This is a genomic window from Pseudomonas sp. BR20 (genome assembly GCF_050780135.1).
Lineage (GTDB): Bacteria > Pseudomonadota > Gammaproteobacteria > Pseudomonadales > Pseudomonadaceae > Aquipseudomonas.
In genome coordinates, this window is the sequence record NZ_CP172012.1 from 1,017,968 (window position 1) to 1,031,333 (window position 13,366).

11 protein-coding genes, 1 tRNA gene and 1 pseudogene are annotated in these 13,366 nt (G+C 54.7%); 3 read left to right on the top strand and 10 right to left on the bottom strand.

Annotation, left to right across the window (positions count from 1 at the left end):
- Nucleotides 1–10 precede the first annotated feature (10 nt).
- The 3 genes from nthA to ACHPFG_RS04435 all read right to left on the bottom strand — a co-directional run bounded on the left by nthA (nucleotide 11) and on the right by ACHPFG_RS04435 (nucleotide 1,840).
- Entirely contained in the window at nucleotides 11–643 is a 633-nt protein-coding gene (nthA, locus tag ACHPFG_RS04425; protein ID WP_431701697.1) for a nitrile hydratase subunit alpha, read from the bottom strand.
- 244 nt (nucleotides 644–887) lie between these two features.
- Nucleotides 888–1,181, bottom strand: coding sequence for a hypothetical protein (locus tag ACHPFG_RS04430; RefSeq protein WP_431701698.1), 294 nt, complete (start codon nucleotides 1,179–1,181; stop codon nucleotides 888–890).
- A gap of 170 nt (nucleotides 1,182–1,351) precedes the next feature.
- Nucleotides 1,352–1,840 carry a group I truncated hemoglobin gene (locus ACHPFG_RS04435; protein ID WP_131700425.1) on the bottom strand — a complete coding sequence of 163 codons (489 nt, stop codon included), beginning with the start codon at nucleotides 1,838–1,840 and terminating at the stop codon, nucleotides 1,352–1,354.
- 1,136 nt (nucleotides 1,841–2,976) lie between these two features.
- Between ACHPFG_RS04435 and ACHPFG_RS04440 the strand changes: the two genes are divergently transcribed.
- Both ACHPFG_RS04440 and ACHPFG_RS04445 read left to right on the top strand, forming a co-directional pair.
- Nucleotides 2,977–3,906 carry a LysR family transcriptional regulator gene (locus ACHPFG_RS04440; protein WP_339541737.1) on the top strand — a complete coding sequence of 310 codons (930 nt, stop codon included), beginning with the start codon at nucleotides 2,977–2,979 and terminating at the stop codon, nucleotides 3,904–3,906.
- Between the two features lie 225 nt (nucleotides 3,907–4,131).
- Nucleotides 4,132–4,421: pseudogene (locus ACHPFG_RS04445) on the top strand (IS630 family transposase); the annotation flags it as partial.
- Between the two features lie 44 nt (nucleotides 4,422–4,465).
- Here the strand turns inward: ACHPFG_RS04445 and ACHPFG_RS04450 are convergent.
- From ACHPFG_RS04450 to ACHPFG_RS04475, 6 genes are all read right to left on the bottom strand, one after another.
- The gene (locus tag ACHPFG_RS04450; RefSeq protein WP_431701699.1) at nucleotides 4,466–5,521 is read right to left on the bottom strand and encodes an OmpP1/FadL family transporter; all 1,056 of its coding nucleotides are present in this window, start codon (nucleotides 5,519–5,521) and stop codon (nucleotides 4,466–4,468) included.
- A gap of 96 nt (nucleotides 5,522–5,617) precedes the next feature.
- A complete protein-coding gene (locus tag ACHPFG_RS04455; protein WP_339541735.1) occupies nucleotides 5,618–6,922 on the bottom strand; it encodes an oxygenase MpaB family protein in 1,305 nt (434 codons plus the stop codon).
- A gap of 12 nt (nucleotides 6,923–6,934) precedes the next feature.
- Entirely contained in the window at nucleotides 6,935–8,443 is a 1,509-nt protein-coding gene (locus tag ACHPFG_RS04460; protein WP_431701700.1) for an aldehyde dehydrogenase family protein, read from the bottom strand.
- A gap of 111 nt (nucleotides 8,444–8,554) precedes the next feature.
- The gene (locus ACHPFG_RS04465) at nucleotides 8,555–10,477 is read right to left on the bottom strand and encodes a flavin-containing monooxygenase (RefSeq protein WP_431701701.1); all 1,923 of its coding nucleotides are present in this window, start codon (nucleotides 10,475–10,477) and stop codon (nucleotides 8,555–8,557) included.
- A gap of 53 nt (nucleotides 10,478–10,530) precedes the next feature.
- Nucleotides 10,531–11,448: an alpha/beta hydrolase gene (locus ACHPFG_RS04470; protein ID WP_339541732.1), complete on the bottom strand. Its 918-nt coding sequence runs from the start codon at nucleotides 11,446–11,448 to the stop codon at nucleotides 10,531–10,533.
- 840 nt (nucleotides 11,449–12,288) lie between these two features.
- Nucleotides 12,289–12,365: transfer RNA gene (locus ACHPFG_RS04475), tRNA-Met, on the bottom strand.
- Between the two features lie 143 nt (nucleotides 12,366–12,508).
- On the opposite strand from ACHPFG_RS04475, the gene ACHPFG_RS04480 reads away from it, so the two are divergent.
- A complete protein-coding gene (locus ACHPFG_RS04480; protein ID WP_431701702.1) occupies nucleotides 12,509–12,652 on the top strand; it encodes a hypothetical protein in 144 nt (47 codons plus the stop codon).
- Between the two features lie 51 nt (nucleotides 12,653–12,703).
- On the opposite strand, the gene ACHPFG_RS04485 is transcribed toward ACHPFG_RS04480, so the two are convergent.
- Nucleotides 12,704–13,255 carry an RNA polymerase sigma factor gene (locus ACHPFG_RS04485; protein WP_027606911.1) on the bottom strand — a complete coding sequence of 184 codons (552 nt, stop codon included), beginning with the start codon at nucleotides 13,253–13,255 and terminating at the stop codon, nucleotides 12,704–12,706.
- Nucleotides 13,256–13,366: the final 111 nt, after the last annotated feature.

Sequence of the window (13,366 nt, forward strand, 5' to 3'; positions counted from 1 at the left end):
CTTCTCAGGTTCAGGCTACTTGATCCGGATTCTTAGGCAGTCCGGTGCCGATCATGGCGTCGCGAGTCACGAGTTCGACCAGTTGTTCCTCGTTCCAGCCATCAGTACCCGCCGGACGTTCCGGCAATACCAGATAGCGCAGCTCAGCGCTGCTGTCCCAGACGCGAACTTCCTTGTCATCAGGGATCGTCAGACCGAACTCCGCCAGCACGCCGCGCGGGTCAATGACTATCCTCGAGCGATAAGGGGCGGACTTGTACCAGACCGGTGGCAGGCCCAGGGTCGGCCACGGGTAGCAGGAGCACAGTGTGCATACCGTCACGTTGTGCACGGTCTGGCTGTTCTCCACTACCACCATGTCTTCACCCTGAACACCAGAAAAGCCCAGCTCGGCGATGGCTGCGGTGCCATCTTCCAGCAGCCTGTGTTTGTACAGGGGGTCGAACCAGGCTTTCGCTATCACCTGGGCGCCGTTTCTCGGGCCGACCTTGTGTTGGTATGTGTCCACCAAAGCATCCATGGCTACGGGATCGACCAGACCCTTTTCCGTCAGCAGGGACTCGAGCGCTTTGACGCGTAGCGCTATGGCCTCCGGTGGCTCAGTGTGGTCGTGATCATGATGATGTTCGTGCGTATGGATCATGTCTTTGCCCCCTCTGAAGTTGATGAAATCGCTCCCTGCATTACTTGCCGATGGAGAACCGTTCGCCATGCGTCGAAAGCGATCCCAGGGATATCGGTTCACTCGTCGGTTGTTTCCTGATCTGCTTATACGGATGAAGAGCAACGTTCGACGCACAACGTTTTTGAGCCGGCGGTGGAGCAGGCTTACAGCGTTCGCCAATCGACAGAAGCCTCGAATGCGGCGCTGTCATTGTGCTGAGCAATTAAATTAATTGGGGGGCCACGCCGTTGCTTGGTCGAACAGGACAACTACTTGTTTGAGCAGGACAGCTACCTGCTTGAGAAGGAACGTCTATCTGTTTCTGACTCAGAGTGGAAAGCGTGTTCAGTGCACCAACACCATTGACCTGCCACTGCACCTTGAAGGCTTCAATATTCAGGTCCTCGACGAGTGCAGCAATACCGGTATCCGGCGCCAGATAATCAAGTGGGCCGAGCGATGCTGCACATGAAGCCCGCGCGTCGAGGTCCCGGTTTTTTGTGACATCGGCCGCCAACCATTGAAGTTAATCCTCGAGTCGTCATTGCAATTGCTCCGGTCGCTCCCTGCGGGCCATGGCCAGGACGGCAAGCGGGTTCCTGAATTTGCTCATTAAGATTCCTGACAGTCTTGGCAGGTTGATAATGATCTTCAAGAAGTGTTCTCTGCCGACAGCTCTTTTGCAGGTTACTTCCCTCGTTTCGGCCAAATTACCCCAACGCTTTTCATTCCTTTGGCGGGGTCCATTTCGGGGTGTGCGAGTACAACGTCGCGGTAGGAGGGGCTACCGATCACGGCTGGTTTGAACTTGACTAGAAAGTCATTGACCTCTTTGCGCAGGTCCGGTGCCAGATCGTAGTCGTTGTAGCATTCCTCAAGACAATCGAGCACAGCTTGCCAGTGCACCTCGGTAAGACCCATTCCGCGATGCGCGGTGACCATGTCCCTACCTCTGTATTTGGCGCTGCCACCCCAGTGTTCAGAAAGGAAGTCGACAAAATTGATGTGTTCCTTCTGGAATGTTGATTCGGACATGTGGGCCCAGATGTGGCCGATAGCGGGATGCCCCATGGTCTTCCTCAAAACTGCACCTGCGAACTGATAAATAACGTCGTAGCCCCCAAGACGCGTATAGAGGGAGGGCTGTTGTTCCATGGAGGGTTGCTGGTCGGTCATGATGCGGTTTCTCCGTTTCGGCTGGGGACGATCTTATTCGCTCAATGTCGCGTTCCGCGCGGTTGATAAGGGGCACGAGAGCTTGCGACGGATCCAAATTAGATCTGCTGTCGAGTGCACGCTTTGCTGGCAAGGACAATCGTTTGGTCTAGACGGACAACGGCTTAGAAAGCCGTGCTTACAGCCGACGCAGAATGCCGACATCGGAACTGCTCTTGCGGCCATGGGAGTAGATATTGCCCATGGCTGGGAGCTCCTTTATTTCTGTCTCTAACTGACGGTTCGCTGTTCTAGATCCCCGTGGAGGTTGGTGTTTTACGATTGGTACCACTCCATCGGCGTTGCAGCACCAAGGTCCCGAGTTGCAATAGATAAGTGGCAAACTCTTCGGGGGCCATGTCCCATCTCTGTAAAAACCAGGATGAATCGGATAGTCGCTGCTGTTCTCGTAGATGCATGAGACACCTCGTCATTTGTGTTTGTAGGGACACGGCATGGAGTGAAAATTATCTAGGGGAGATGAAGCGCGCTTGGCTCGAATGGACAACCGTTTGGTTAAAAAGGACAGGTATAAATGTTCGGCATACCAGTGCGCAGCGATGGTGTGGGGGGGAGGAGGCGAGGCGCCCTGGGAAGTCGCATTGATCCTGACCGAAAATTGCCCTCTTTATATATCTGTGTGCTGGGCTTTCGATCTCTTTGATGCTGAACAGGGCTGCTGATGATAAATCGGCAATTTGTCCTAGGGCATTTTTCAATCGGCAGAGTGGGTCAGTTTTCAATCAGCGCCAACATCACTCGCCAACCGGAGAGTGATTAATCCAGTCTCGTACATGTTCGACAGGAAAGTACTCCCCGACTAAGCCTGGGCGCCAATTTTGGCGCCGTAGTGGCGAACGATAGAGAGCGGCCGATTCTGTTGAAAAAGTCGGTTTTCCTAAAACACTCGAATATTGATGGATGAAAATACCTCCGTCGCACGCTGCTAGGTAAAATCCGAGTTCTGAACCTTTTGCCCAAAACTTAATGGCGGATGTCGGGAGCCCCACCTTCAGGCAGACCCATCTGCACGCGTCACTGCGCTGTGATAGCCTTCGCAGAAGCCAGTCGACATACATCGACTCAGGAGAATAATAATGGATCGTCTGCTTAGCACTGAAGCCTTCGTACGAGTCGCACAAGCGGGAAGTTTCACCAAGGCCGCCGAGCAACTTGGTGTTACCCGCTCAGTTGTCACGCTTCGAGTACAACAATTGGAGAAGTTTATAAACGCTCCCTTGTTTCATCGTAGTACCCGGCAAGTAAAGCTTTCCGATGTGGGCGAGTCGTACTATCAAGAATGTGCAGACATCGTTGCCTCCTTTCATGGTTTGACTGAAAAGATGCGCCATCAACGTTCGAATCTGACTGGGCAGTTACGTGTGCAAGTACTGCAGGGATTTGCAATTGGGCACCTTGGTGCATTACTGGCCGGGTTCACCAAGCAATACCCGGATATCGATTTTGATGTTGTGGTCAATGACCGTGTCATTGGCCCGATCGAGGAAGGGTTTGACGTGGCCTTTCAGCTAATGCCGGCAACTACCGAGCGGATTATGATGCGAAAGCTGTTTACTATTCACCGCTTGTTTTGCGCAGCTCCGGAATACCTTGAACAGCATGGCGCACCGGAGCACCCTTTGCACCTGCACGACCACCGCATTGCGCTGTACAGTGGATATGCATCGCGAAACCGCTGGCAATTCAATCGAGGAGCCGAGGCTCTTGAAATCACTCTTCACGGTCAGTTGCGCTCGTCGTCTCTTCACCTGATACGCGACTACGCACTGAGCGGAGCAGGGATCACCTGTCTGCCCTCACTGATCGTCAGCGATGACTTGATCAGCGGTAGGTTGTCCCCAGTACTGAGCCAATACCGCTTGCCGACTCTGGACTTCGTGGCCGTTTATCCTGAAGCACAGCGTCGAGCGCTAAAGGTGGGTACGTTAATTGACTTTTTGGCGGAAAACATCGGTACTAATCCTAAATGGGATCAACCGTTGCTAGCGAAAGGATTGATTGGGTAAGTGAGGTAGGCTCACTCATACCGAACTCTTCGGAAAACACGTACCAGGTTTTTCGCAAACCATATTCAAGGTTGTACATCTACAAAACTGTGAACCTCAGTAGGACACGTCATGAGGCTCTTCCGTCAAAGAGTGACGGTGTGAAAGAACATGCCATCTCATATAGCATCATAATTCGTGATGCATCAGTGTGCTGTCTCCGAAAGTTTCCAACCTGAGCTATAAAGGATTAATCGCGAAACGCCCAGGCATCTTCAGTTGCATTTGATCGCCGACAACTATGCCACGCACCAGCATCCCAAGTGAGGGCATGGCTTGAGAGGTTGAACGCTTCTTTCGCTATATCACGGTGTACCTGCGTGACGGCAGTTTCGGTTTGCGAACTGGAAAGCTCGATCACCACGTTCCCAGCACTGCGAAATGTGCAGCCGACTCGCTACGTCTGGAGCGCTAAGGGGGAAGATATTTTGAACAAGATACAACGGGCCTGTGAGGCAATGGCCTCACAGGCATGAGGCAATTTATTTGTGAGACAGCACGCTAGCACTAGTGAACCTAGTTAGAAGTTATAACTGGTTTTCAACGAGTAGATCGTCATGGTGTTGTCACGATACTCTCCAAATACCGGACTCGACATGTCTCCAAACTTACTATAGGTCACCATGGGTGTGACATTGAATCCGTGACCCACATCATACTTCAACCCAACGCTCAATGCCTTGATCCCTGAGGTGGGGGCAAGTGGAGAGAACTCTTCTTTCTCTTTTTCATAGATAAAAGCACCGATTAATGTTGCAGTTTCATTGATGCGATATCCAGCACCCAGCGTATAACGAATGGTGTCATTTTCGAACACCTTTACCGGCATACCGAAGGTGGCGGTAAACAACGGGGGAGCAAGGCTCACACCGGTCCACTTGGCCCAAAAAACCGAGCCAAACAGCAGCGTGCTTTGGCTGATGGGGATTTGCGCATCCAGTGTCAGCGACTCAGGTGTGCGTTGACGGATGGTCGAATCCATTCCGTTCTCGGTGCCTTCTACCTTGTGCTGCACCTTCGAGCGGTACGTCAGGGATACCCGGGTAAACGGCATGGGTTCATAGGCCACTCCCAAGGTGTAGCCATAACGGGTATCGCCGTCGGTTTTCAAGGTGTAGGCCACCCCGGCCAGTTGCTGTGGTTGGTGGGCGGCAATTTCCAGGGTCTGCGAGAAAGGCCCACCATAGACACTCAACTCAGGTGTCAGCTTATAGCGGCCGACCAGCGTCCAATCGCGACTTTTATAGGAAGCCTTGAGCCCCTCGGCAGGCCCTTTTCGGTAGTAGGGGCTGCGCGCATAAGGCTCGTCAGTCAGAAGTGCCAGGGAGAAACTGTCACTGACATCGAACTTGAAGGCCCCGCTGGTGCTGTCCAGTCTGCGGACCAGGTTTCCAGTGTCGTTGCCCGCCGAGTCGGTTCCCTCGATGTTGGGCCTGAGCCAGTGATGAGTCAGCTCGACGTAATTCCCCGACTCAAAAATGGGCTGGACACCAATTGCCAGGCCGTCAAAACCGCCGGCATAAACGGCGCCTGGGAAAAGGAACAAAAACACTTGCACGAAGGTAGAACGCTTCATTTTTATTATTCTCTTGTTTACGGTTAAGCACGTTGAGCTGCTGTCATATAAAACGCCTGGCCCAACATTCCGTTTATCCCTATGGGATAGCGCTATTCAGTACTTCGACTTTGGCCTGTAGTTCATGTCTGCGTCCGTGAGCTGGGTTTGCAACCAGTGATTTCTCGCCGCGCGCACCTTTTCATCGAGTGCTGCCGCATAACTCGGGCTGCTCAGGCGACGCAAATCCTGAATACGGTTTTTGGGAAACTGAGTGGAGGCATACAGCGCCGCCCAAAGCCAAGGATTGGGCGTGCCCATTGCCCGGCGAGTATCGGGCGAGACAAAAAATGCCGAGTGGGCAATGCCGATCTTGTAGTCGACCCATTGCCGGGCGCGCTGCATGAGCGCTGCATCTTTGGAGGGCTTGAAGCTGTCGAGAAAGGATCGTCCGAGTCGAATGCAATCGGGGTCTTCGCTGGGGGGATTGAGCAGCAAGGAATCGTGCATAGCCTGCACCGCGCCTTTGATGTCGGACGGGAACACATTTTCCTGCTGGTAACCCATGATATAGGCCACGTATTGCCACAGGTGAATCACGTCCTCGACTTCCTCGTCGGTCACCTTGTAGCCCAGTATCTGCAGGGACTTGCACATCATCACCGAGGAGATGAGCGGGGCGGTCAACATTCCACTCTGGTTGATCGGCATGCCAAACTGCTCGTGTTCCCAGCGGGGCGAACCGAACACTGCCCGACGAATCAGTGTGTGCAGCAAACGCACCCTCAGTGTGACCTTCCAGCCTTCATTAAAGATCTTCATGCCATTGGGCTCGGAGATCTGCGTCCAAAAATTGCAGGTCAGAAGAAAGCGCTTGTAGGCGGTGTCGTCGGCGTACTGACCGGTCGACATCAGCGTTCTGGCAATCGACAGCACGCGGTACATGTCCAGCGAACTGATGCCCTGATACCTATGGCCCTCCACACCGAATCGGCGATAGATTTTCGCGCCGTTCTCGATACGCTTCCAGTCCACCCATGGTGGTGGCGCGCTGACCTGCTGCCAGATTTGCTCGAGCTCTTCGGGGGCATTGCTGACGCCCTTGATGCCCTCATTCAGAAAGCTCTGCATGACGGCGTGGACGTCGCGGCCTTCTCGACGGATCTTGAGGATGGCGACATCCGATAACGGATCTCCAACCCAGCCCGACATGGCAATCTTGAACGCCTGCTTCTCGTCATAACCGGCACTGACGCCTGTGACCATCTTGAACGCTTTCCGCAGGTCGTTGCCGGCTTTGGCGTTGTATGCTTGTGAGTACAGGAAACCACCCGGAGGCGCTGTTCTTCCTGCACTCAAGGAGAGAAACTTTTGATCGAGAGCCATTTCAACATCACGATCTTTTTCTGCGAGCATGGACATGACAGAAACTCCTTAGTTGATACGCGCGATAACGGACTTGGGTTCGAGAAAGCCTTCGAGACCTTTTTTACCCAGGTCACGTCCAACGCCGGACTGACGGAAACCTCCTGTAGGAATGTTGGCCGGTGGGAAGGCAGGGGAATTGATAAAAACGGTGCCGGTACGCAGCCTTTTCGCCAAGCGCTGGATATGGCCGTGATTGCTGCCCCAGATCGTGGCGCACAGCCCGTAGACAGAGCGATTCGTCAGATCGATCACGTCTTGCTCATCCGTCCAGGTTTCAATCGTGATGACCGGGCCGAATATCTCTTCACTCAGCAACGTCGATTGCGCGGGGAGATCGGTGATGATCGTCGGGTTGATGAAAAAGCCGGGAGATGTCGACTGCTGTTGCCCGACGATTACAGTTCCTTCTCTTTCACCTTGCCTGATATAGGCCATTACCCGATCGAACTGCTTTTTCGAACACACTGGACCAATGACCGTCTCGGGATCAAAGGGCGAGCCCGGCACCAGTGTCTTGGCGAATGAAGCCATCGCCTCAAGTAGCTCGTTCGCGATCGAGGCATGTGCCATGACCTTCGAGCCGGACACACAAATTTGTCCCGAGTTGGCGAACGCAGCCATACACAATGCCGGGGCAATGGCATTGACGTCGGCATCGGCCAGCACGATGACGGGATTTTTGCCGCCGAGCTCCAGGCTGACGCGAACCAGGCGGTCAGCGGCGGCCCTGTAGATGCGCTTTCCGATGTCCGTTGAGCCGGTGAACGCGAACTTGTCGATCCCTCTATGCTCGATCAATGCCTGGCCGGTTACCGCGCCACGGCCAGTCACCACGTTGAGCACGCCGTTCGGCAAGCCGGCTTTGCTCGCCAGTTCGGCGATCCGCAGGATCACCAGCGACACATCCTCGGCAGGCTTGACGACCAGCGTGCATCCAGCGGCGAGGGCCGGTGCGATTTTCCAGGAGCCCACCAGCAGCGGTGCATTCCACGGCAGGATCGCCCCTACAACGCCAACCGGCTCATGTGTCGTATAGGCAAAGAATTCTGCATCGTCCGTTGCCCGGTCAATCTCGATGGTGTCGCCGGTGAGCTTGCTGGGAAAGCCGGCGTAATAACGAAACACATCAATGACTTTCGCAACTTCGAAGGCGAGCGCGGCCCCTCTTGGTAGCCCCAGTTCAGCGGCAATCAGATCAGCCAGCACATCGCTATCAGCTTCGATCGCATCGGCGAGGCTATGCAGGATGCGTTCGCGCTCGCTGGGGCCCATGGTGCGCCACGCGGAGCCTTCCTCGAAGGCATAGCGGGCTGCATCTACCGCCAGACCAACGATATCGGCATCCGCTTCATAGAGCTCGCCAAGTGGCAGTTCGGTCGCTGGGTCGATAACTTCAAACGTTGCCCCTGCGCGCAGCCAGTGGCCATTGATGTAGTGCCCTTTGGACGACTCGATAAAGTGGCGAGCTTTTGCACTGATTGCATCGAGCGCAGAACGCTCAACTTTACTGTTCATCTGTGTACCCCGCTAAAAGCTTGACCATCACGCACTGTGATAAGTGGCGCCCATGGAACATCGGCGCCAACAGTTCAGGTGTATCTACAGCACTGGCGTTAGTGCATGTGCTCAGGAAAGGAAGTAGTCGCTGGGGTCAACTTCATGGGTGCGCCGCCAGAACTCCGCCGCATCGAAAGGGAAGTTCTGAGTTACGCGGCCTTTGCTGTTCTTGTACCAACTGTTGACTTTGGAAAAACCCCATGCCCGTAGGCTGTTCCCTTGATCGACTCGCTGGTTGTAGGCCTCGCAAGCATGCGGCCTTACTTCCATGCTCGTGTGCCCGCCCTCCAGTAACAGGCGAACTGCATCGGTGATGTAGGTCGCGGTGAATTCCGAGAACTGAATGATCGTGCTGCTGACCACCAGCCCCGTATTGGGGCCGTACATGCAGAACATGTTCGGGAAGCCAGGAACAGTCGCCCCCAGGTAGGCCCGTGCGTCGTCGCCTTTCCATTCGGTATGCAGATCTAAGCCATCGCGCCCAGTGACACGGATGGGCATGAGGAACTTCGAGGCCTGGAAACCGGTGCCGTAGACGATCAGATCGAACTCATGGTGAGTGCCGTCCACACAGTAGATGCCTTTAGGATTGATCGATTCGATCGGTTCGCGGACAAGGCGAACGTTGTCGCGCTTGAGCGTTGAAATCCAAGTGCCGTTGTCGCGGATGATGCGCTTGCCGCCAACAGGGGAGTCAGGGATCACCACATCACGCAGGTCCGGTCGGTCGGCAATTTGGGCTTCCATCCAGCCGCCCAGGTCCTGACGTAACTGCTCGTTGATCGCCGAGACAGCTTTCTCGGTAGGCGGGTAAGTCGGATCTACGGTTACGGCGTGAACAAACCCGATGGTTTGGGGCAGCACTGCCGTTGCCCGGAACCACAGGCTGTAGTTAGGAAGATTGTCGAGCAGCCATTTGGCGCTGTCGGCAACGCGGCTGTGCAGGTTCGGCGTGGGCAGCAGCCAATTGTTGGTGCGTGCGAAGATTTTCAGGTCCGCTGCGGTTTTGGCCAGGTGAGGAATGAACTGCACGGCGCTTGCGCCTGTGCCGATGACCGCTACGCGTTTTCCGGCCCAATCAGCATCATGATCCCACTGGGCGGAATGGAAGGTTTGCCCCTGGAAGCTTTCGATCCCTGGTATCGCCGGAATCAACGGACGGTTCAATTGGCCGACAGCAAAGACCACTACGTTGGCATGGATGTCCTGGGTTGCGCTGGCTTGATTGACGCTGACTTTCCAGTGCTGAGTGTTCTCGTTCCAGTGGGCGTCAGTCACCTCGGCATTGAACACGATGTGCTCGTACAGCCCATTCTGCCTAGCCACATTCTGTAGATAGCTGAATACCTGCGGGGCGGTGCTGTAATGGTCGTCCCAAGTGGCCCGCGCAAAAGAAAAACTATAGGAGAAGCTGTTGATGTCTACACGGCAGCCTGGGTAGGTGTTTTCCCGCCAGGTACCGCCGACATCGCTGCCTTTTTCGTAGATGACGAAAGGAATGCCCGCCTGCTTCAGACGTAGCCCCGCAACCATGCCACTTTCGCCCGCACCGATGATCACTACTTTGAAGTCGCGCTCGGGGGCCACATGCTCCTTGTGCCAGCGCGGCGCGCGGGGATCGTCGTCGGCGCTGACCAATTCTTCGGCCAATATCGGCAGATAGGCGTCAACGCCTGGGCCCATCAACCAGGTCGTGATGGTGATCAACTCGTCCTTTGTGGGACGTCCTGGCACCGAGCGACCGCTGTTTTTGAACTCGATCAGTTTCTCCACGCAGAGCTCGCGAACCTGTTCCTCTTGTTCGGGGGGCATGCTGCTTTTCGGATCGCCCATCACCAACACTGGCCTCCACTCGGGCTTGAGCAGTTTCAGATCGCCGGTCAGGTGAGCGATGCACATGAGCAGTGTCGGAATATCGGCCTCACGCAGGTGGGTTCTGAGCGTGGGCTCATCCAAAGCCATAGCCGAAAGCGTTTGGTTGTAAGTGTTCATAGATGTACCTGGTTTTATTGTTAGGTGGCGCTTCAAAAAAAGTGAGGCGTGTTTCAAAGCACTCTTAAACGCTGGGCAATCTGATCGGCGACCCAGTCCAGGGCCTGCTCACTGGCGCGTAATGTCATGAGCGTCATGAATCCATGCATCTGCCCATCGAAACGGCGGTGACTAACCTGGACACCCGCCGCGCGCAGACGCTCGACATACGCCTCGCCCTCTTCGCGCAACACATCAAACTCGGCCGTTACCACAATCGCTGGCGGTAGCCCCTGCAGATCATCAGTATTGAGAGGAGAAGTGCTGGGATGTGGGCGCTGGTTGGGTTCATTCAGGTAATGGTTCCAGAACCAGCGCATGTCCTCACGGGACAGCAGAAGTTGGCGATCCGCGTCGTGGTAGCCAGGCAGGTCGAGGTTCGACTGGGTGACCGGGTAGATGAGCACCTGCGCATCCCAACGGGCTAGCTGGCTGTGCAAGGCCCGTTGCGTTGCAACCGCAGCTAGGTTGCCACCGGCGCTGTCTCCGGCAATGATCAGCGGCGCCTGATCTGAGCCGGTCAGCCTATGGCGGTGGTCGTTGACCCATTGGTGGGCGAGTTCGACGTCCGACAAGGCCGCGGGGTAGGGAAACTCGGGAGCCAGGCGGTACTCGAGCAATACCAGAGTGCATCCGGACTTCTGCGCCAGCAGGCGGGCGAAATGATCGAAGTCATCGAGCTCACCTAATACCCATCCGCCGCCGTGCAGATACAGGATCACGCCCTGTGTCATTTTAAAGGGGGTGTAGACACGCAAACGCGCAGTTTCCAACTGAACATCTTCGACGCGATGCATAGTTGGGGCTTGTGTGACCGAGCGTGCAAATGCCATAACACCGCGCGCTTCAGCAGGCGTCATCTGATGAATTGGTTTTAGGCCAAGTTCAGCCAGCGCGTTGATCAATTCAGCTGACTCAATATCCAGAGGCATCATGTGTTCCTTGTATTGGTGGCAGCACGGACGCGCAATTTAAATTGCATCAACAGCCGCACTTGGTAACTTCAAGGTGCGCGAATTCATGAGGCGTGCCAGATGTGCCACGACTCTGCTAGGCGTTCGTAGATAGAAAATGTGCTAATTAAAAGTAGCGATTCACGGCGTAAGGATCGCTGCCTGCTACGTATAAGTCGCGGAGTGTCGGCGGTTGGTTTTGGCCAATGCGGATGGGCTATTGCAAGTGTTCACCACAGCATGAAGTGAAGTTTGCAACGCGCGGGAGATGGTCTGTACTTTCATCGCAAGTGCCCCTTTTTTTTTGTTTTCGGACACCACTACATTAGCGATTGCCACCACGGCCCAACAAGGCCGGTCTCGGCGAAATAACTGTTCGCGAACCACGAACAATTCTACGGATAGCTGTTGGGAGATACCCTATTGGCAGGCTGCCACGCTGTCGACTGGCAGCCCTGGCAGTCAAGTTATCGAGGACATGGAACCGCACCGATGCTGACCTAAATGGTGGTCCAAAAAGATATTGAGTCTCATGTGCCGGTTTGGGACAAACCCGAACGTAAGAAAGGCAGTCTCTGAGGCAGCGATTTTCAAGCGAGGTTGACTAGTGCGGTATCGGATAGAGGGCGGCGTTTAATAGCGCTGCGGTTCATCCAAGTAGGCCTCCAGTTCAATTTTTATTGAAGCATGCATGGGGGCATACACGGAGGGGAAGGATAGGGATAGACAGAGGTGAACAGCCAGAAACAAGAAAGCCCGCACGAGGCGGGCTTCTTGAGGTGATTCATAGACTGCTGTAGACATCTATGGATCGGTACTTGGTGGCTACACAGGGACTTGAACCCCGGACCCCAGCATTATGAATGCTATGCTCTAACCAACTGAGCTATGTAGCCAAGTGGCGCGCATTATTCGCGTAGAACGGGAATGCGTCAAGCATTTATTTTGAGTTTTTATCTACGCTTTCAATTGTTTATCGGAAACGCGCGAGTTGGGCGACGAGTGGTTGCTGATTCACGTCTGCTGTGAAGCGACCCCCATGACGTCAAGCAATTCCTCGACTGCCGGGCAAACCAGCTCGTTGACCCTGCTGGCAGTTGGGCTGATGTTCGGTCTTGGCGGGATCAGTGCGGCGCTGTCAGGGCTATTGGTGATCTTCCTGGCACGCACGAAAAAGGTCTGATTCGGTTGGGCAGATATCCCTGTCGCCCAACGCTTGGCCAGTCAGCCGGATTTACGATTGAAACGGGTTCTGGGTGGTGCGCTTGAGCTGTTCGCGTGCTCGTGACAGTCGTGAGCGAACGGTGCCGATAGGGATGTCCAATACGTCGGCTGTGTCCTGGTAGCTGCCGTCGGTTTCCAGCGAGGCGTACATCGTCCTGCGCATTTCCGTCGGCAGGTGGTCAATGGCGCTCAGGGTGTTCTCCAGGCGGCGGTTGATCTCAAATTCCCAATCCAGGTTGTTGTTTTCTTCCTGTCCATGCCACAACGACTCATCAAATTCGCAATGCACGGGTTTGGCATACATGCGCCTGAAGTGGTTGCGAATCAGGTTCTGTGCGATGCCGCACATCCAGGTGCTGAGCGAGGCGTTGCCGCAGAAACGCTCGCGGTTGCGCCAGGCTTCCAGGTACGTCAGTTGCAGAAGATCATCCGCATCTTCCGGGTTGAGTACGCGTTTGTGAATGAAGCGCCTGAGCTTTTTCTGCTGGTCGTCTGTCAGGTGATGCATGAATTGAGGCGAGCTGCCAACGAGGTGAGCTAAAGCTTCAATGGGGAGATTCATGTTTTTTTTCCTTAGGGTAGACGCAGTCGAGCGGGTGTCGACAGGTCCCTTTAGCACTCCCTGTGCCAATCGGAAAAAAATCGTAACTTGATGATTTATATATATAAATAT